17 protein-coding genes are annotated in these 16,107 nt (G+C 65.9%); 10 read left to right on the top strand and 7 right to left on the bottom strand.

The window, feature by feature from the left end; all coding sequences use genetic code 11:
- Nucleotides 1-197 precede the first annotated feature (197 nt).
- On the top strand, nt 198-839 hold the full coding sequence (locus SBP01_RS04370) for a transglycosylase family protein (protein WP_320537599.1): 642 nt from the start codon (nt 198-200) through the stop codon (nt 837-839).
- Nucleotides 840-985: 146 nt separating this feature from the next.
- On the opposite strand, the gene SBP01_RS04365 is transcribed toward SBP01_RS04370, so the two are convergent.
- Nucleotides 986-1,573 carry a hypothetical protein gene (locus tag SBP01_RS04365; RefSeq protein WP_320537598.1) on the bottom strand — a complete coding sequence of 196 codons (588 nt, stop codon included), beginning with the start codon at nt 1,571-1,573 and terminating at the stop codon, nt 986-988.
- 166 nt (nt 1,574-1,739) lie between these two features.
- Between SBP01_RS04365 and SBP01_RS04360 the strand changes: the two genes are divergently transcribed.
- Genes SBP01_RS04360 through SBP01_RS04345 form a run of 4 tightly spaced genes read left to right on the top strand, consistent with a single transcriptional unit; the run spans nt 1,740 to nt 4,750 of the window.
- Nucleotides 1,740-2,663: an MSMEG_6728 family protein gene (locus SBP01_RS04360; protein WP_320537597.1), complete on the top strand. Its 924-nt coding sequence runs from the start codon at nt 1,740-1,742 to the stop codon at nt 2,661-2,663.
- 4 nt (nt 2,664-2,667) lie between these two features.
- Nucleotides 2,668-3,528 carry an NAD-dependent epimerase/dehydratase family protein gene (locus SBP01_RS04355; protein ID WP_320537596.1) on the top strand — a complete coding sequence of 287 codons (861 nt, stop codon included), beginning with the start codon at nt 2,668-2,670 and terminating at the stop codon, nt 3,526-3,528.
- 58 nt (nt 3,529-3,586) lie between these two features.
- Nucleotides 3,587-3,970 (top strand): DUF1622 domain-containing protein, encoded by a 384-nt coding sequence (locus SBP01_RS04350; protein ID WP_320537595.1) that lies wholly within the window; start codon nt 3,587-3,589, stop codon nt 3,968-3,970.
- A 39-nt stretch (nt 3,971-4,009) separates the two neighbouring features.
- Nucleotides 4,010-4,750: a YqjF family protein gene (locus SBP01_RS04345; RefSeq protein ID WP_275214617.1), complete on the top strand. Its 741-nt coding sequence runs from the start codon at nt 4,010-4,012 to the stop codon at nt 4,748-4,750.
- Nucleotides 4,751-4,785: 35 nt separating this feature from the next.
- Here the strand turns inward: SBP01_RS04345 and SBP01_RS04340 are convergent, their stop codons facing one another.
- Entirely contained in the window at nt 4,786-7,158 is a 2,373-nt protein-coding gene (locus SBP01_RS04340) for a Tex family protein (protein WP_320537594.1), read from the bottom strand.
- 138 nt (nt 7,159-7,296) lie between these two features.
- Between SBP01_RS04340 and SBP01_RS04335 the strand changes: the two genes are divergently transcribed.
- Complete coding sequence (locus SBP01_RS04335; protein WP_275214618.1) at nt 7,297-7,593, top strand: hypothetical protein; 297 nt, start codon at nt 7,297-7,299, stop codon at nt 7,591-7,593.
- 216 nt (nt 7,594-7,809) lie between these two features.
- On the opposite strand, the gene SBP01_RS04330 is transcribed toward SBP01_RS04335, so the two are convergent.
- The 3 genes from SBP01_RS04330 to SBP01_RS04320 form a co-directional block, all read right to left on the bottom strand.
- A complete protein-coding gene (locus SBP01_RS04330) occupies nt 7,810-8,880 on the bottom strand; it encodes an alkene reductase (protein WP_275214494.1) in 1,071 nt (356 codons plus the stop codon).
- 101 nt (nt 8,881-8,981) lie between these two features.
- Nucleotides 8,982-9,767 (bottom strand): PKD domain-containing protein, encoded by a 786-nt coding sequence (locus SBP01_RS04325; protein WP_320537593.1) that lies wholly within the window; start codon nt 9,765-9,767, stop codon nt 8,982-8,984.
- Between the two features lie 149 nt (nt 9,768-9,916).
- Nucleotides 9,917-10,573, bottom strand: coding sequence for a DUF6318 family protein (locus SBP01_RS04320; protein ID WP_320537592.1), 657 nt, complete (start codon nt 10,571-10,573; stop codon nt 9,917-9,919).
- 245 nt (nt 10,574-10,818) lie between these two features.
- Here SBP01_RS04320 and SBP01_RS04315 point away from each other — a divergent pair, with 245 nt between their 5' ends.
- From SBP01_RS04315 to SBP01_RS04305, 3 genes are all read left to right on the top strand, one after another.
- Nucleotides 10,819-11,253, top strand: a complete 435-nt coding sequence (locus tag SBP01_RS04315; RefSeq protein WP_320537591.1) for a pyridoxamine 5'-phosphate oxidase family protein — start codon at nt 10,819-10,821, stop codon at nt 11,251-11,253.
- Between the two features lie 19 nt (nt 11,254-11,272).
- A complete protein-coding gene (locus tag SBP01_RS04310; protein WP_320537590.1) occupies nt 11,273-11,716 on the top strand; it encodes a very short patch repair endonuclease in 444 nt (147 codons plus the stop codon).
- Nucleotides 11,717-11,926: 210 nt separating this feature from the next.
- Nucleotides 11,927-12,337, top strand: coding sequence for an Hpt domain-containing protein (locus tag SBP01_RS04305; protein ID WP_275214499.1), 411 nt, complete (start codon nt 11,927-11,929; stop codon nt 12,335-12,337).
- Here the strand turns inward: SBP01_RS04305 and SBP01_RS04300 are convergent.
- On the bottom strand, nt 12,310-13,068 hold the full coding sequence (locus SBP01_RS04300; protein ID WP_275214500.1) for a response regulator transcription factor: 759 nt from the start codon (nt 13,066-13,068) through the stop codon (nt 12,310-12,312). The genes SBP01_RS04305 and SBP01_RS04300 overlap by 28 nt on opposite strands.
- Before the next feature lie 100 nt (nt 13,069-13,168).
- Here SBP01_RS04300 and SBP01_RS04295 point away from each other — a divergent pair, with 100 nt between their 5' ends.
- Nucleotides 13,169-14,824, top strand: coding sequence for a sensor histidine kinase (locus SBP01_RS04295; RefSeq protein WP_320537589.1), 1,656 nt, complete (start codon nt 13,169-13,171; stop codon nt 14,822-14,824).
- A gap of 26 nt (nt 14,825-14,850) precedes the next feature.
- Here SBP01_RS04295 and SBP01_RS04290 read toward each other — a convergent pair whose 3' ends face one another.
- Nucleotides 14,851-16,044: a 5-methylcytosine restriction system specificity protein McrC gene (locus SBP01_RS04290; protein ID WP_320537588.1), complete on the bottom strand. Its 1,194-nt coding sequence runs from the start codon at nt 16,042-16,044 to the stop codon at nt 14,851-14,853.
- Nucleotides 16,045-16,107: the final 63 nt, after the last annotated feature.

Here is a 16,107-nt window from a genome sequence, read left to right as displayed (position 1 = left end):
GGTTTGATAACAGGCGCCGGATGTTTTAGCGTGAAATACAGGCCCGCCAAGCGGGCCGAACGAATGCCCGGTGCTGCCTCCACCAGAACTGCCCGGCCGGCAGACACCGAAAAGTGACCTCTATTTGTCAGAGGCGGGCAGTGGCGCGATAACCTCCGGGGACGGACCGAGCGCTGGTGGCCTTCAGGAGCATCACCATGAAAAACACCACAATCCGTACTGCCGCGCGCCGCGGAGCCACCGTCGTCGCCATCTCGGCGGCCGGAATAGCACTCTCCGCCACAGGGGCCAACGCGGCCGCCCCAACCTCCACCTGGGACGCGCTGGCTCAGTGCGAAAGCGGAGGCAACTGGGCCACCAACACCGGCAACGGCTACTCGGGCGGCCTGCAATTCAGCCAAAGCACCTGGGCGGCCCATGGCGGCACCGGTTCCGCGGCGAATGCCAGCCGCGAGCAGCAGATCGCCGTGGCTGAACAGGTCCAGGCCTCACAGGGCTGGGGAGCATGGCCTGCCTGCGCGGCCAAGCTTGGCTTGAGCGGCGGCGGCGGCGCGCCGGCGGCCGCACCGCAGAGCTCGCCGGTTCAGAGCGTGCCCGTTACCCAGGCACCCGTGACCCGGGTTCCGGCAGCCCAGGCACCGGCGGCGGCTCCGCAGCATGCCGCCGCTCCGGCACTGAGCGGCGAGACCTACACCCTGGAAGCGGGCGACACCCTCAGCACCGTTGCCCAGAAACTCGGCATCCAGGGCGGCTGGGAGAAGCTGGCGGACGCCAACCTTGCCACCATCGCGGACCCGAACCTTGTGTTCGCCGGGCAGGTCATCCAACTCCCCGCCTAGCCAGCAGCCTTTACCGGGATCCCTTCCCTCCCCGGCAAAACGGCAAGGCAGGAAACGAACGACGCCGGAGGTCCCCACCCAGGGGAGCTCCGGCGTCGTTCGCTGTTTAGTTCTTCGCTGTTGCCTGACGGTCAGGTGCTTGGCAGTTAGGCCCCCGGGATTTCCCGCACAATCCGTACTTTCCAGGCGCTGGCGTCGCTGGTGTCCAGCAGCGCCACCGTGCCGTGGGCGACATTCAGTGCCACGCGCTTGGCAGCCAGCAGTTCGAGGTACAGGTGCTCGTTCATGCGGCTGGGCGTGTCGATGATGTACTTCACGGCGTCGCGGACTTTGCGGTAGTTGGCGCTTTTCTCGCGGTGCAGGTGAAGTTCCAGCAGCTGGCGCTGGCGAACTTTGGGTTCGTGCTTGTTGAGCCAGGAAACGGCCAAATGGACGGCGACCACCAGGGTGAGCGATACCGCGTAGATCCACATGCCGCTCGTCAGCAGGAACAGGGGCAGGTTGCCGATGGCCACCAGCGCAATCACAACCCGCAGCGCAACGATCCTGCGGAGGGTCAGAGCCACGGATGCCATCACGGCACGGAAGCCGTGCTGCTCCTTCCGTGCTTCTGCAGGGTCCAGCGTAAATTCATCAAGGACCAGGATGCCCTTGGCCTCCGGGCTCAACATTTGCCCGAACTTGGGCTTGAAGTGCGACGATGGGCCAGCGGTCGTTTCAGGTGAAATTGTCATGGTGGGCTTCCGAGACGGTGGGGCGTTTCGGTGATCTTAGTGGGTAATGGCAACCGGTGTATGCATCGGTCCACTATGTGAACACTGCGGCGGTGCCGGCAGTTCCGTCCATGTGGCGGCGGGCACTGCAATTGGCACATCCGCCGCGTGCCGTCAGACTGAAGTAATGCAAACCTTCCTTCCGTATCCCGATTTCCGGCAGAGCGCCGCAGCACTGGACACCGCCAGGCTTGGCAAACAGCGTGTCGAGGCGCTGCAGACCCTCCGGGCCCTGGTGATCCCCGAATACGGCTGGCAAACCCACCCCGCCGTGCGCATGTGGATGGGCCATGTGCCGGCACTGACCCTTTACGGATTGACCATGGTGGACGAGTGGATCGCCCGCGGCCACCCGGACAACACGCGGGCCAACATCGCCGAGTTCGCCCCCCAGGCCGCCCACCCGGACTACGCCGCTAAGATTCCCATGCCGGAATGGCTCGGTAACGCCGACTTCCATCTCAGTCACCGCGCGAAGCTGGTGCACAAGGAACCGAAGTTCTACAAGGCCGTGTTCCCGGACGCCGACCTGGATCTCGACTACATCTGGCCCGAGCCCAAGCACGAGTTCTACCCGGCCGAACCGGAAGACGACTTCCTCTGGATCCTCCGCGACCCGCACCCCGAGGTTGATCCGGAGCAGCTCACCACCGTGGCGCTGCCTCCGGTACGCCGCGGGAACGCCGCCGCAGCGGTTGCCGCGGACGGTTACTCACCCGTTTACATTGATGACGGTTCGCGCCGCCCGTCCAAGCAGCCGCGCAAACTGCCTCCCAAGCTCGTCAAGAAGCCCACCCGGAAACGCCAGGCGCAGGAGGAAGCCTTCGCCACGCTGCCCGGCAAGACCACGGTTGCCGTGTCATTCGAGGACGGCCGCAGGTTCGCCGTGGGGCAGGTGATGGGCCGCCCCATCACGCTCGAAGACGGCCGTTTCGGCCGCAATTTCGCTGTCACCGAGGTGATCGACCGGTCCGCGTTCGATTACCCCGCGCTGCTGCAGGATCCGCGCGTGTTCTTCCCGGTTCCCGCTCCTTCAGTGCTCGCCGGTTGAACGCATGACGGTTCTCCTGGCCGGCTGCGGCGACTTAGGCACTGAGGCAGGGCTGCGTTTTGCCGCAGCAGGGCAGAGGGTGGTGGGCTGGCGCCGTTCGCCGGAGAAGCTGCCGGCGGCGATCGAGGGCGTCGCGGCCGACCTGAGCGGCACGGAGCTGCCGGTCATCCCGGCGGACACCACCGCCGTCGTCGTCGTTGTTGCTGCCGATTCCCCCACGGAGGCGGCCTACCGGGCCGCGTACGTGGACGGGCTGGCGCACGTCCTCGATGCCCTGGAACGCGACGGCGTCACCCCGCGTCGGGTGCTTTTTGTGTCCTCCACCGCGGTTTACGGGGACGCAGGCGGTGGCCTGGTTGATGAGAGTACGACGGCGGCGCCTGCAGGATTCTCCGGGCGTGTCCTCCGCGAGGCGGAGGAACTCCTGCTTTCGCGGCTGCGCGGCACCGGTTCCGAGGCCGTTGTGTTGCGGCTGGGCGGGATCTACGGGCCCGGGCGTACCCGTTTGATAAACCAGGTCCGGAGCGGCACCGCCGTGATTCCCGACGAACCGCGGTTCACCAACCGGATCCACCGCGACGACGCTGCCGCTGCGATCGTGCATCTGGCTTTGCTGGCCGCCGACCCGGCGCAGTTCTATGTGGGTGTGGATGACGATCCCGCGGAGCTTGGGGACGTCCTGCGCTTCCTGGCCGCCGAGATGGGGTGCCCCGAACCCCCGGTGGGTCCGGCCGGCGAGGCCCGCGGCGGCAACAAGCGCTGCAGCAACGCGCTGCTCCGGTCCTCCGGGCTCGAGTTCTCGTACCCGACGTTCCGGGAAGGCTACCGCGCGGTCCTCGCCGGAACTGGAGTCCGCCACCCGTAGGCTGCTTTGGTAGGCGCCTCTTGTGCGGGCGACACTCACGTGACAGACGAGGAGCAGGGTGGATTTCCAGCAGATCATCGAGGCCGTGGGCAAATTCATGGACTTGGCCGGCGTATCCGTGATGGTTATCGGCGCTCTGGTGTCCCTTCCGATGGCCCTGCGCGGATACCAGCCCCGAAAGCTGCCTGCCGGGGCCGAGAAGTTGACGGTGTACCGCGCCTACCGGCAACTGCTGGGGAGGTCCATCCTGCTTGGCCTCGAGCTTCTGGTGGCGGCCGATATTATCCGGACGGTAGCCGTGACACCCACGTTCGAGAGCGTCGGCGTGCTGGCTATCATTGTGCTGATCCGGACGTTCCTGAGCTTCTCGCTGGAGCTGGAGATTACCGGCCGCTGGCCCTGGCAGAAAGCACCCGCGGGTACGGCGCGGACGGACGCTTAGCCCCTGGGAAGAGGACGCAGGAAGAGGACAGAGGTCATGATGATTTCCCACGCGAAGGAGCCGGATCCTTGGCCGGACGCGCCCCCGCTCCCGGCTCCCATCATCATGGACCAGCGCTGGACTGACGCCCTGTTCCTGCACTGGCGTTTGCCTGAATCCGAGGCAGCACGCTTCATGCCGCCGGGGGTGGTACCCGACGTTTACGACGGCTCGTCATGGGTGGGTCTGATTGGTTTCCGCATGCGCAAGGCGGGCCTCGGCAGCGGCCCCGCGGTCCCCTTCTTCGGGGACTTCAACGAGATCAATGTCCGGCTTTACTCCCGGGAACCGGAAGGCACCCGCGGCGTGGTGTTCCTGAGCCTGGACGCCAACCGGCTGGCGGTGGTCCTGGCCGCCCGGGCGGCCGGAATCCCGTACGTCTGGTCGCGCGCGGGCTTCCGCCGGTCGCCGGCAGATAACTCCGTCGGGTTCGCTGTCCGCCGGTTCAGGGACGGGGCGCGGAGCGACTTCGACGCCGTGCCGGACCTGGACACGGTCGCTGCCGATCCGTTGTCCATTCACCTGACAGCGAGGTTCGGCCTCCACACCACCCTCGGCCGGCGCACGCTGTACGTCCCCAACACCCATGCTGCGTGGCCCCTTCACCGGGCCGAGGTGACGAGACTCCACGACGGACTGATCCGCGCCGCCGGCCTCAACGTGTCCGGCCCCCCTGACTCTGTCCTTTACTCCCCCGGAGTCCGGACCCAGTTCGGACGCCCGCGCGTGCTGCTTCCCTAGCAGACTTCGCGGGGTCCGTCCCGCCGGCGTGCCGGTTACTTGCCGAGGCCGGCCCTGCGGAGCGCCTCAGCCATGGCGGTGTCGGCGGGAGCCGGCTTGGCCGGCTGCGGCCGGGCGGCAGGAGGTTTGCCGGCCGATGCCCGTCCCGGTTCGGCCTTTTGGTTGCGGGGGCGGGGTCCGCCGGGAGGCGGCACCTCGTCGACGAGCCTTAACGTCAGGGAAATCCGCTTGCGCTCCGGATCCGCTTCCAGCACTTTAACGCGCACCACCTGTCCGGACTTGACCACCTCGCGCGGGTCGGAGACGAACCGGTTGGCCAGCGCGGACACGTGCACCAGGCCGTCCTGGTGCACCCCCACGTCAACGAAGGCACCGAAGGCGGCCACGTTCGTCACCGTCCCCTCCAGCACCATGCCGGGTCTAAGGTCGGAGATCTTTTCGATGCCCTCGGAGAACGTCGCTGCGGCAAAGGCCGGGCGCGGGTCGCGTCCGGGCTTGTCCAGTTCTGCCAGGATGTCCTGGACCGTGGGGAGGCCGAATGTCCCGTCCACAAAGGCCCGCGGGTCCAGGGACGACGCCGGCGCGGACCCGGCGGCAACCAGGATCTTGCGGGCCACGGCATAGGCCTCCGGGTGCACACTGGACGCGTCCAGCGGCTCCGCTCCCCCGGTGATCCGCAGGAAGCCGGCGCACTGTTCAAAGGCTTTGGCCCCCAGCCGGGGAACCTTCTTCAATTCGCTGCGCTTGGCGAACGGCCCGTGTTCGTTCCGGTAGGCCACAATGTTTTCGCTCAGCAGGGGTCCGACGCCGGCCACGCGGCTCAGGAGCGCGGGCGAAGCGGTGTTCACGTCCACACCCACCGCGTTGACGCAGTCTTCCACCACCGCGTCCAGGCTGCGGTCCAGCTTCGATGCCGTGACGTCGTGCTGGTACTGGCCCACGCCGATGGATTTGGGATCGATCTTCACGAGTTCGGCCAGCGGGTCCTGCAGCCGCCGGGCGATGGAGACGGCGCCGCGCAGGGACACGTCCATGCCGGGAAGCTCCGCAGCGGCCAGCGCCGACGCCGAATACACGGACGCCCCCGCCTCGGAAACCACGAGTTTTTGTGGTTTCTTCTCGGCGGCGGGCAGCAGTTTGATCAGTTCCGCGGCAAGCTTGTCGGTCTCGCGGGATGCTGTGCCGTTGCCAATGGCCACGAGCTCAACATCGTGTTCTTGGGCGAGCCGCACGAGGGTGGCCAGCGCTTCGTCCCACTTTCGGGCGGGCGCGTGCGGATAGACGGTGTCGGTGGCCACCACCTTGCCGGTTCCGTCCACCACGGCCACTTTCACCCCGGTCCGCAGCCCCGGGTCAAGGCCCAGGGTGGCGCGGTTCCCTGCGGGTGCCGCCAGCAGGACGTCGCGCAGGTTGGCGGCAAACACCCGGACCGCTTCGTCCTCGGCGGCGGCAAACATGCGGCCGCGAAGGTCGGAGGTGAGCCGGGCGAGGACCCGCGACCGCCAGGCGAGCTCCGCCGTCTGCATCAGCCACGCGTCCGCCGGACGGCCGCGGTCCGCCACGCCGAGACACCTCGCCACGGCAGCCTCATAGCGGGCACGGGCGGCGGTCAGGGCGGCGTCGTTATTGGGATCAGCTTCGGCCAGGTCCAGCTCCAGGACCCCGTCCTTCTCGCCTCGCAGCAGCGCGAGCACACGATGCGAGGGCATTCCGGACGGAACCTGGCTGAACTCAAAGTAGTCGGCGAACTTCTGCCCTTCAGCCTCCTTGCCCTTCCTGACCCGGGACACCATCCGGCCCTGGGTCCAGAGCCGCTCCCGCAGGGTGGCGGCCAGATCCGGGTCCTGGGCGGCCCGCTCCACCAGGATGGACCGCGCACCGGCGAGCGCGGCAGCGGCGTCGCCAATGGAGTGCTCCGCGTTCAGGTACCTGGCGGCCTCGCGTTCCGGGTCCAGGTCCGGCCGCTGGAGCAGCGCGTCGGCGAGCGGTTCAAGGCCGGCTTCGCGGGCGACCTGGGCCTTGGTGCGCCGCTTGGTCTTAAACGGGAGGTAGATGTCTTCCAGGCGGGATTTGGTGTCCGCGGCCAGGATCGCGGTCTGCAGCTGGGCGGTCAGCTGGCCCTGCGCCGCGATCGCCTCAAGGACGGTCCGACGGCGGTCCTCGAGTTCGCGGAGGTAGCGGAGGCGTTCATCGAGCTCACGGAGCTGGGTGTCGTCGAGCGTGCCGGTGGCTTCCTTGCGGTACCGGGCGATGAACGGGACGGTGGACCCGCCGTCGAGCAGTTCCACGGCGGCTTTCACCTGCCAGGTCTTGACGCCGAGCTCAGCGGCGATCTGGGCGTGAATGGCGCTGTCCGGGGTGGTGGCGGACGCGGGCGTGGACGGGGCAGACGGAAGTTGGGTGGTCACCTGAACATTTTGCCTTACGCAGCTGACCGCCACCTCCTTGGTCCGAGGCTTGGGGATGGCCGGGTATTCCGCTGCGGGCCGCGAAGTGCTGTAGTGGATATGCAGTCACAGGCAATCACTCTCGAGGAAGAGGCCACCATGCGGGAACTGCTCATCGTCTTTCAGGATGGATTCGACGAGGCCAACATCACCGTCATGGTTAACGGCAAGGAAGTTCGGCGCGACGTCGGCGTGTCAACCAACCCGCTCATCGGCGAAGCCTACGAAGCATCCATCGAGCTGCCCGCCAAGGGGGCTCAGGTCGGCGTGGAGGTCACCAACCGCGGCCTGAAGGCCATCACGAAAGTCAGCGGCAAGCCCAAAAGCCTCCTTGTATCCATCCAGGACGACAAACTTGTGATGCGGGAGGGCACCGGCCGCGAAGCTTTCCTGTAGGCCCCTAGCAGTAGCGCATGGGCTGGAGTATTCTGGCTTTCGCCCGCTCTCGTAAGGCCTCGAGCGAGCTTTCCTCTCATCAAGAGGCCCCAAGCCGTCGGATGGCTTGGGCTTCAGTTGCCGGACAGCACACCGGCAACCAACGACGGCGGCACCCAAGCTGGGTGCCGCCGTCGCTGTTAGTTCAGTATTCCTGCCCGGTAGGCCGGTAGACCATTAGGCCGAGAGCGCGGGGTAATCGGTGTAGCCCGCCGAGCTGTCCGCGTAGAAGGTGGACGGATCCGGCTCGTTCAGCGGAAGGTTTTCCTTCCAGCGGCGTGCGAGGTCCGGGTTGGCGATGGCGGGGCGTCCCACCACCACGGCGTCGGCGTGTCCGTTGGCCACCAGGGCGGCCGCTTCCTCCCGGGTGGTGATGGTGCCGAAGCCGGAGTTGACCAGGAACGTGCCGTTGAAGCGCGCCCGGAGATCCTGCACCAACCCGCTGGTGGGGTCCTGATGCAGGACGCTGAGGTAGGCGAGGTTCAGGGGTGCGATGCTGTCCACCAAAACTTCGTAGGTAGCACGGACATCGGCGGCGTCGGTCTCGGCGATGCCCTGGACCTGGTGCTCCGGGGAGATGCGGATGCCCACCCGGTGGGCGCCGACTGCCGCCACCACGGCGTTCACGGTTTCAATCACGAAACGGGCCCGGTTTTCCGGGGATCCGCCGTAGCTGTCCGTGCGCACATTCGAGTTCGGGGCAAGGAATTCGTTCAGGAGGTATCCGTTGGCGGAGTGCAGCTCGACGCCGTCGAAACCAGCGTCGATGGCGTTGAGTGAGGCGGCCACTATTTCCTGCATCACGATGGGCAGCTCATCAGGGGTGAGCGCGTGCGGCACCGGGTAGGGCTTCTTGCCGAACGGGGTACGGACTTCGCCGTCGACGGCGAGGGCGCTCGGCGCCACCAGCTGGTGGCCGCCGGTGATGTCCTCGTGGGACACCCGGCCGCCGTGCATGACCTGGGCGAACATGCGGCCGCCCTCGGCATGGACGGCGTCAGTGACTTTCTTCCAGCCGGCAACCTGCTGTTCGGTGACAAGTCCGGGCTGGCCCATGTAGGAACGGCCGGCCGGGCTCGGATAGGTGCCTTCGCTGACGATGAGGCCAAGTGAGGCGCGCTGACGGTAATGCTCCACGAGCAACGGACCGGGTACGCCTTCCTGGCCCGCACGGAGACGGGTCAGGGGCGCCATCACCAGGCGGTTGGACAGTTCGAGCTCACCAAGAGTCAACGGGGAAAACAGCACAGGCAGTTCCTTTCGAAGGGATTCGTTCTGCTGGTCCCAACTGGTTAGCGTCTGCATCTATTCCGGGTGAGAGGGCCATCACACCTGGTGACGGAGGCGTTTTACCGTCCTGCCGGCACGCCCGGGCAGCCCTGCCCTTGGGGGTTCGCGTTGCAGTCATCGGCGTAGTTCCGGGTGATGGAACGCCAGACGCTGATACCTTGCGGGGGCGCGCTGAACTGGCCCTGGCCCGGGATAGGCAGGGGCGGGCCGCCGTTCACCGAGTAGGTGCCCTGGAAGGAGGTGGTGAGGACCACCCGGAAGTCGCCCGTCTGCGCGTAGATGTGGCTGGTCCGGGTCTTCTCTCCCCAGCGTTCCTGCGGCAAGGGGCCGCCCATCGACGGCTGCGGGCCGAACACCGTGCCGTCGCCGTAGTTCCAGGTGTACTGAGCCGGGGTGGCCACAACATGGACTTTCTGCCCGAACATCGTCACGTCGAACTGCTGTTCCGAGGCGTTTGCGTAGAAGTTCGTTTCGGCCCCACGAAGGGTGTGCGGACTCGGCTGCGCGACCACGGCGCCGGCGTTGATGGGCAGGCTCTCGAACTGCCGCTGGATCGCGGCCGCTATTCGCGGCAGGAGGTCCTCAGGCTGGGCGTCATAAAGGCAGGTGGGACCCGAATGGATAGCCCAGACAGCGCCCGGAACACCTCGGGGCATGGAGTACCAGATGACCGGGATACCCACCTCGCCGTCGGCGCGGTCCGGGCACTCGATCTGACTCCGCAGGCAGACCGAGTCGAAGTCGCCCCCACCTATGTGGCATTGGAGCTCGTACTTGTAGTTATTCGGGTCCGAGGAAATCTGGTCCGGGCGGCCAGGCCTGATCTCCCCCGTTGCACCGTCCACGGTCCATTTATCTGCCCCTACTGCAAGTCCCTTGTCTTCATATCCGATGACGATGGGTGGCTCATCCGCGCGCGAACTTGTGGGGCTTAAAGCCAGCAAGAGAAAGGACAAACATAGAGACGCTACGCCAGCGCACTTGATGTCCATGATTATCTGATGAGGCCCAAATCGGAGATGACCCACCCCGAGGGGCCGAAAGTCGCGTCCGCTCGGCTTCCCGCGTTAGTCGCCTTCGTTGGCTCTTGGTAGAGAGCTCCGTCAGGTTTCCTGATTTCAACAGCCTGTTGAAGAACTTGAATTGTGGCGTACGCCTTCTCGCCCGGCACGACTACAGCAGATACCGCAGGCGTTTCGACTTTACCTCCTGATATCCAGCGACCATCGGCCCATGCGGCCGCTACACCATCCGAGAGACCCCTGCAGAAGACACAGTACGATTCGCTCAACGTGTCTAATTTTTGCGTGTCGCCGGTTTCATAGGCGTAGCTCAACGTCGCGTACCAGTACCGCGCGAACGCCTCCAGGCCCTCCTTTGTCTCCGTCTTCCCTACATCCGGAAGTACAGGCACGGGGACGTTCTGGGCACGGCCACTGGCGGACGCCGGCACATAGGCCGGCGTGGACGTCGGGGAAGGCGTGGGGCTGGCGGTTGCCGTGGGCGTCTGCGAGACCGCCGCCGGGGAGGTATCCGTCCCGCCCGGGCTGCCACCGGCGTTGCAGCCGGAAAGCGCCAGCGCGGCCGACGCAAGGCCCGCGATGGTGGCGGCACGCAGATGCCGGGCGGTGAAGAACTTGTGCGATGTCATGGGCAGCTAATCCCCCGATAGTTTCAAGACGCCTCGCTCCGAACAATGATCTAAGGGTAGCCCAGGACACATCGGAGCGATCAAAGTTATCCACAGCTACCAGGCAACGGTGCTACCACCGCGCCGCCCCGGCAGAAAGTCACACGGCTCTGCTGCCCGCCAGAGTGGATTTACCCGCCAACTTAATCCGAAATTCCTCCGTCCAGCCCTAGAATTCTTCTACGGAACGTAGAAGAATGGCCTTTATGATGTACACGCACCCCGACGGCCAGCCCGTACTGGAACTCGATGACGAGCAGTCCTGGAAACTCTTGGAGGCCACCAGGCACGGCCGGTTGGTGGTCTCTGTTGCCGGCGAACCGGACATCTTCCCCGTCAACTACATCGCTTCCAACCGGAAGATCTACCTCCGCACGGCGCCCGGGAACAAGCTGGCCCAGCTCACCATCAACTCCAGCGTGCTGCTGGAAACCGACGGCATTCTCTCTGATGAAGCCTGGTCAGTGGTTCTCCGGGGAACGGCGCGGGTCCTGAGCAGCTCCGCGGAAGTCGCCGCCGTCGAAGAGCTTGGCCTCAAAACCTGGGTGCCCACGCTCAAGGATTTCTACGTGGAGGTTATCCCCACGTCCGTCAGCGGCCGCCACTTCGAACTGGGCGAACAGCCGGAACGGGAAATCTAGGAGCTTCTAGACTGGAAGCATGTCAGACAGGCTGACGCCCGAGCAGCGGAGTTGGAACATGTCCCGGATCCGCGGCAAGAACACCAAACCGGAGTTGCTGGTGCGCCGTCTCCTGCATGCCAGGGGATACCGGTACCGGCTCCACGGCAAGGCCGGCAGCATCCGCCTGTCCGGAAACCCGGACTTGGTCTTCGCAGGCCGGCGCAAAGTCATCTTCGTCAACGGCTGCTTCTGGCACTTCCACGACTGCCGCGCCGGGCAGCACGCTCCCAAGGCCAACGCCGTCTTCTGGGAAGCCAAACGGGCCCGGACCCGCGAACGCGACGGCCAGCAACGCCGTCAGCTGGAAGCCCTGGGCTGGGAGGTGCTCACCGTGTGGGAGTGCGACCTGAAAGACGGCTCCGCCCTCGAAGCGCAGCTGGTGGGCTTTCTTGGCGCGCAAGAAAACCGCTCCGGAACTTGAGCCATTCTTGAGTGTTTGCCCGCGCCCGAATTGAGCGGCACCGGCAAAGATGAACTCCTACGGCAAAAAACCGCATTCTCCACAGGAAAACCCCAGTCTTGATCCCGGAGGGCCGACGCACAGAGGAAGCGATTTACCCTGAAGATGCAAGACGATCCTGGCTTCCACCCCGGCTTTCCGGGATGGGCGACGCAACCGGAAAGGACAGGAATGGCCCCCTCCGATGATGCCGGGCGCCCCTTGGTGGATCCTTCGGTCCTGGACCGCCTCCGCGATGAACTGGCCGACGATGAGGGTTACTGCACCGTCTTTGTAAGCAACTTCATCGACTACCTCCCGGTCCGGATCGGCAAGCTGCGCGTGGCCCTGACAACCGGAGACCTGCCCGGAGCAGTGGATGCCGTCCTCAGCATCAAGACCTCGAGCCAGATGGTGGGCGCCGAGCGGCTGGCCGGACTGGCCATAGACCTTGAACGCTCCATCCGTGAGGATTCACCCCGCAAGGAGCCCTCCGTCTCGCTCCCGCAACTGGCTGCGGACTACCTCAGACCCATCAGCCTGTGCTGCAGCCAGACGCTGCACCGCTTGGAGTCTCAGCGGTCCGCCGGCGCCAAGCGGTAACCAACGCCACGTACGGTCTGCAGCCAGCGCGGGCGCTGGGGCGAGTCGCCGAGCTTCTTCCGCAGATTTCCCATGTGGACCTCCACCGACCGTTCGTCCGCCTCGCTGATGTAACTGCCGACGTCGTAATCCTCGTCCCGGAGGCGACGCACCAGATCAGATTTGGTCCGGACGGTCCGGCCCGCCTCGAGCAGCGCGTACAGCAGTTCAAACTCCGTCCGCGTCAGGTTCAGCTCCTGTCCATCCACGGTGACGGACCGGGACGCGTACGTCAGGTCCAGTCCATTGTGGCTGTAATGTCCCGCTCCCGGATCGTCCGCCCGCTCCGCTGCGGCGGCATCCTCCAGAGCGTCAGGAGCTGAGCGGGGCCGGCGCATCATTGCCGCAATCCGCGCCCGGAGCTCCCGGGGACGGAACGGCTTGGTGAGGTAATCATCGGCCCCCGACTCCAGACCGATCAGGGTATCCAATTCCTCGGCCCGAGCCGTCAGCATCACGATGTAGGCGTCAGAAAATTCACGAATCTGCCGGGAGACCTCAAACCCGTCAATATCCGGCAAACCCAGATCCAGGGTGATGACATCCGGATTCAGCGATCTTGCCGCCAGAACACCCTCGGTTCCGCTGGCCGCAACGCTCACGTCAAACCCAGCCTGGGTCAGGACCGCGCGGACCAGTTCCCGAATATCCTGGTCATCCTCGATGACCAGGCCCACTCGTGCCTCACTCATACAAGCCCCCTCAGCCAGCTTGACAACGTGAGAAGTATAGCCCGCTGCCGATACCCTGTTGGTATGCGTCTCACAACCCTGACACTTCTGGCTGCCCTTCATGACTGAGCCGGTGGCGTGGGCAGCGGGCCGGCTGAGGTTTTTCCGGCGCCCTTTCCACGAATACCGGCTGACGGACCGGGTGGTCCTGAGCCAGACGCCACTGTTCATCACCACACTCCTGACCGCGTTCCTCATGTGGGCCTTTTTCCCCGGGACAATGGACAACCCGCTGTTCGTGGCGTTCCTGGTGTCCCAGCTGGCCATCATGGCGCTGTGTTTCCTGGTGCCGTGGGACCGGCTCCCGTACACCAGCTTCCTGGTGATACCCCTCCTGGACTTCGTCTCAATCGCGGTGGGCCGGGAGGGCGGACAGGAGAGCCTGACCGGGATCAGCCTGCTGGCGGTCTTCCCCGTTATTTGGCTGTGCGCTTCCGGCTACTACCCGCGGCTGGCGCTTTGGGCGTCCTTCTTCTGCCCCCTTGCCATCATCTGGGTCCCCTTGTTCCTCGACGGAAATGTGTCCGGTCCCAGCCTGGCTAAGTCGCTGCTGGTTCCCGTGATGATGCTGGGCATCGGAGTGTCGGTGAGCGTCCTGACCCTCAGCATGATGCGCCAACAGCAGTCCCTGGAGGACAAGGACGAACAGCTCAAGGCCAGCCTGCGCAGCACCAAACGGCAGGAGGCCCTGCTCAACTCCGTCCTGGAAACCGTGAACATCGGTGTCCTGGCGGTCGACGCGGACGGCCACGACATCCTGATGAACCGCAAACAGCGGGCCAACCACGAGCTGGCCAGCCCCAAGGACAGTGAGGGCCCGAACGAGTCGCAGCTGCTGGTCTTCGCCGCGGACCGCACCACTTCCGTTCCGGTGGAGGAGCGGCCCGTGCGCAGGGCGGTCCTGGGCGAGACCTTCACGGACTACCTCGTTTGGCTCGGGGCGGGGAAGGAACAGCGGGCCATCACCACCAGCGCCCGTGCAATGAAGGATGCCGACGGCCAGTTTGCGGGCTCGGTCATCGTCTTCAGCGACGTGACGGACCTGGTCAATGCCCTGGCCGCCAAGGACGAGTTCGTCTCCAGCGTTTCCCATGAGTTCCGGACACCCCTGACATCCATCCTGGGCTATGTGGAAATCCTCCTCGAGGACGAGCCCCGGGAAGACCAGTTGGAGCCGCTGACCATCATCAAGCGCAATTCGGAACGCCTGCTCACCCTGGTGTCGGACCTGCTCGCCACCAGGGACGGCCAACTGATCGTGACGCCGCACGCGGTGGACGTGGCCGAACTGGTGCGCGCCAGCATTTCCGCCGCCCTGCCCAAGGCCGATGCCGCCCGCGTGGTACTCAAAGCTGACGCGCCGGCGCGGCTGGATGCCCACGTGGACGGCCCGCGGATCTCCCAGGTACTGGACAACCTCGTCTCGAACGCCATCAAATACTCTCCCGACGGCGGAAACGTGGTGGTGTCCCTGGCGCAGGACGGCGAACAGGTCATTTGCCGTGTCCGTGACACCGGGATGGGCATGAGCAGCGAGGATCAGGCTGAAGTGTTCTCAAAGTTCTTCCGCACCAGCAATGTGCGCCGGACCGCCATTCCCGGGGTGGGGCTGGGGCTGTCCATCAGCAAGGCGATTGTGGAGGCCCACGGCGGGACCATCGAGGTGGAAAGCAAGCTGGGCGAAGGCACCACCTTCATCGTCCGGCTGCCCGTATAGGCCCAGGCGCAGGGAGCGTCTGCGGACTAGCCCCCGGCCGACGTGCGGAGAACCTCACCCCAGGACTGCCGAGCCAGCTCCGCCACCGCAGCAAGAATGTCCGACGGCGGCAGCGACAGATCCAGCGGAAACTCCACGATGTCGATATCCGTGTTCAGAATCCGCCGCAGCTTCATCTCTCCCGCACCCGCGTAGACGAGCCATGCGGTCGGCACACCGAGGGCGGTGCAGTGGGCCAGCATCTGGTAGTGGTCGGCCGTGAGGGACGCGCCGAGATCCGCTGCGGCCTTGTACTTGGCGTTGTACACCACCACGGGCCGGCCATCGAGCACGTGCACGGCGTCCGGGCGGACCGAGAGCCTGTCAGCGTCCCGGACGGCCTCGCTGAGGAGTGCGTTGTACTGCAGCCGGATCTCCCCCGGGTACGCCGCCATCGCCTCCCGGAGCGCCGCGCCCACAAAGTCCTCAAAAACCTGCGCCATGTCCACCACGAATGATGCCGTCTGCTGCTTGCCCTCGCCGGCCTCCGCGGACGCGTTCCGGAGGATCAGCCCGGCCAGGCGCAGCACTGAGTGGTACCGGACGTTCATCCTGCTCGGCGTCCACGGCGGCAGCGGAGCGCCCGCCGGCAGCCTGGTCACGGCGTCGAGCTTTCCCTTGAGCTGGCGCAGGCGGCTCAGGACCTCAGGCCGGACCCGGGGGACCTGGCCCATGCGTTCCAGCGCCGCGCGCAGGATCCGGTTTTCGGCGATGTCCTCGGTGAACTCGTCGTACGACACTTCCAGCGGCACCAGCATGCCAGGGCGGCGTGAGATCTGGTCTGAAATCCGGATGCGGCCCTTGACCGTGCGGAGGGACTCATCCACTGTCCGGTAGCCCTGCAGCACTCCGCGGCCCAACGCACGCTCCGCCAGCTGCGCCAGCGACTCCGCCAGCGCACTCCACAGTTCGCGGTCCTCCACAGCAGCCACGGAGTCTGCCCGGAAGCCCTGGTTTCCGGCGTAGCTGAGGAGGAAGAGCAGCCGGCTCAGGCCCAGCCGGTCCTTGGGCCGGACATCAAGCTGGATGGTGGCCGTCCGGACCGACCCCACCTTCCCCACCGGCTCGATCCGGTAGAGGCCCATACCCATTGGCGAGGCCTTTACCAGCCCGCTCGAGTTCAGGAACGCGGCGCTGGCGGGGTCCAGCCGTTCCACCACGCCGCCGGACAGCTCGTCCATGACCAGGTGCCTGCTCCCCGTCACCGGGCCGCCGTGCGCCGGAGCCTGCGGGGGTTTGGGCGG

The organism is Pseudarthrobacter sp. IC2-21, assembly GCF_034048115.1.
Classification (GTDB): Bacteria; Actinomycetota; Actinomycetes; order Actinomycetales; family Micrococcaceae; genus Arthrobacter; species Arthrobacter naphthalenicus.
Note: the sequence above shows the minus strand (reverse complement) of the source record. Positions and strands in the feature narration are given on the sequence as shown.

Coding starts and splice junctions, on each gene's coding strand:
- SBP01_RS04370 (WP_320537599.1), top strand. CDS start 198: ATGAAAAACACCACAATCCGTACTGCCGCGCGCCGCGGAGCCACCGTC.
- SBP01_RS04365 (WP_320537598.1), bottom strand. CDS start 1,573: ATGACAATTTCACCTGAAACGACCGCTGGCCCATCGTCGCACTTCAAG.
- SBP01_RS04360 (WP_320537597.1), top strand. CDS start 1,740: ATGCAAACCTTCCTTCCGTATCCCGATTTCCGGCAGAGCGCCGCAGCA.
- SBP01_RS04355 (WP_320537596.1), top strand. CDS start 2,668: ATGACGGTTCTCCTGGCCGGCTGCGGCGACTTAGGCACTGAGGCAGGG.
- SBP01_RS04345 (WP_275214617.1), top strand. CDS start 4,010: ATGATTTCCCACGCGAAGGAGCCGGATCCTTGGCCGGACGCGCCCCCG.
- SBP01_RS04335 (WP_275214618.1), top strand. CDS start 7,297: ATGCGGGAACTGCTCATCGTCTTTCAGGATGGATTCGACGAGGCCAAC.
- SBP01_RS04320 (WP_320537592.1), bottom strand. CDS start 10,573: ATGACATCGCACAAGTTCTTCACCGCCCGGCATCTGCGTGCCGCCACC.
- SBP01_RS04315 (WP_320537591.1), top strand. CDS start 10,819: ATGATGTACACGCACCCCGACGGCCAGCCCGTACTGGAACTCGATGAC.
- SBP01_RS04310 (WP_320537590.1), top strand. CDS start 11,273: ATGTCAGACAGGCTGACGCCCGAGCAGCGGAGTTGGAACATGTCCCGG.
- SBP01_RS04305 (WP_275214499.1), top strand. CDS start 11,927: ATGGCCCCCTCCGATGATGCCGGGCGCCCCTTGGTGGATCCTTCGGTC.
- SBP01_RS04300 (WP_275214500.1), bottom strand. CDS start 13,068: ATGAGTGAGGCACGAGTGGGCCTGGTCATCGAGGATGACCAGGATATT.
- SBP01_RS04295 (WP_320537589.1), top strand. CDS start 13,169: ATGACTGAGCCGGTGGCGTGGGCAGCGGGCCGGCTGAGGTTTTTCCGG.
- SBP01_RS04290 (WP_320537588.1), bottom strand. CDS start 16,044: ATGGACGAGCTGTCCGGCGGCGTGGTGGAACGGCTGGACCCCGCCAGC.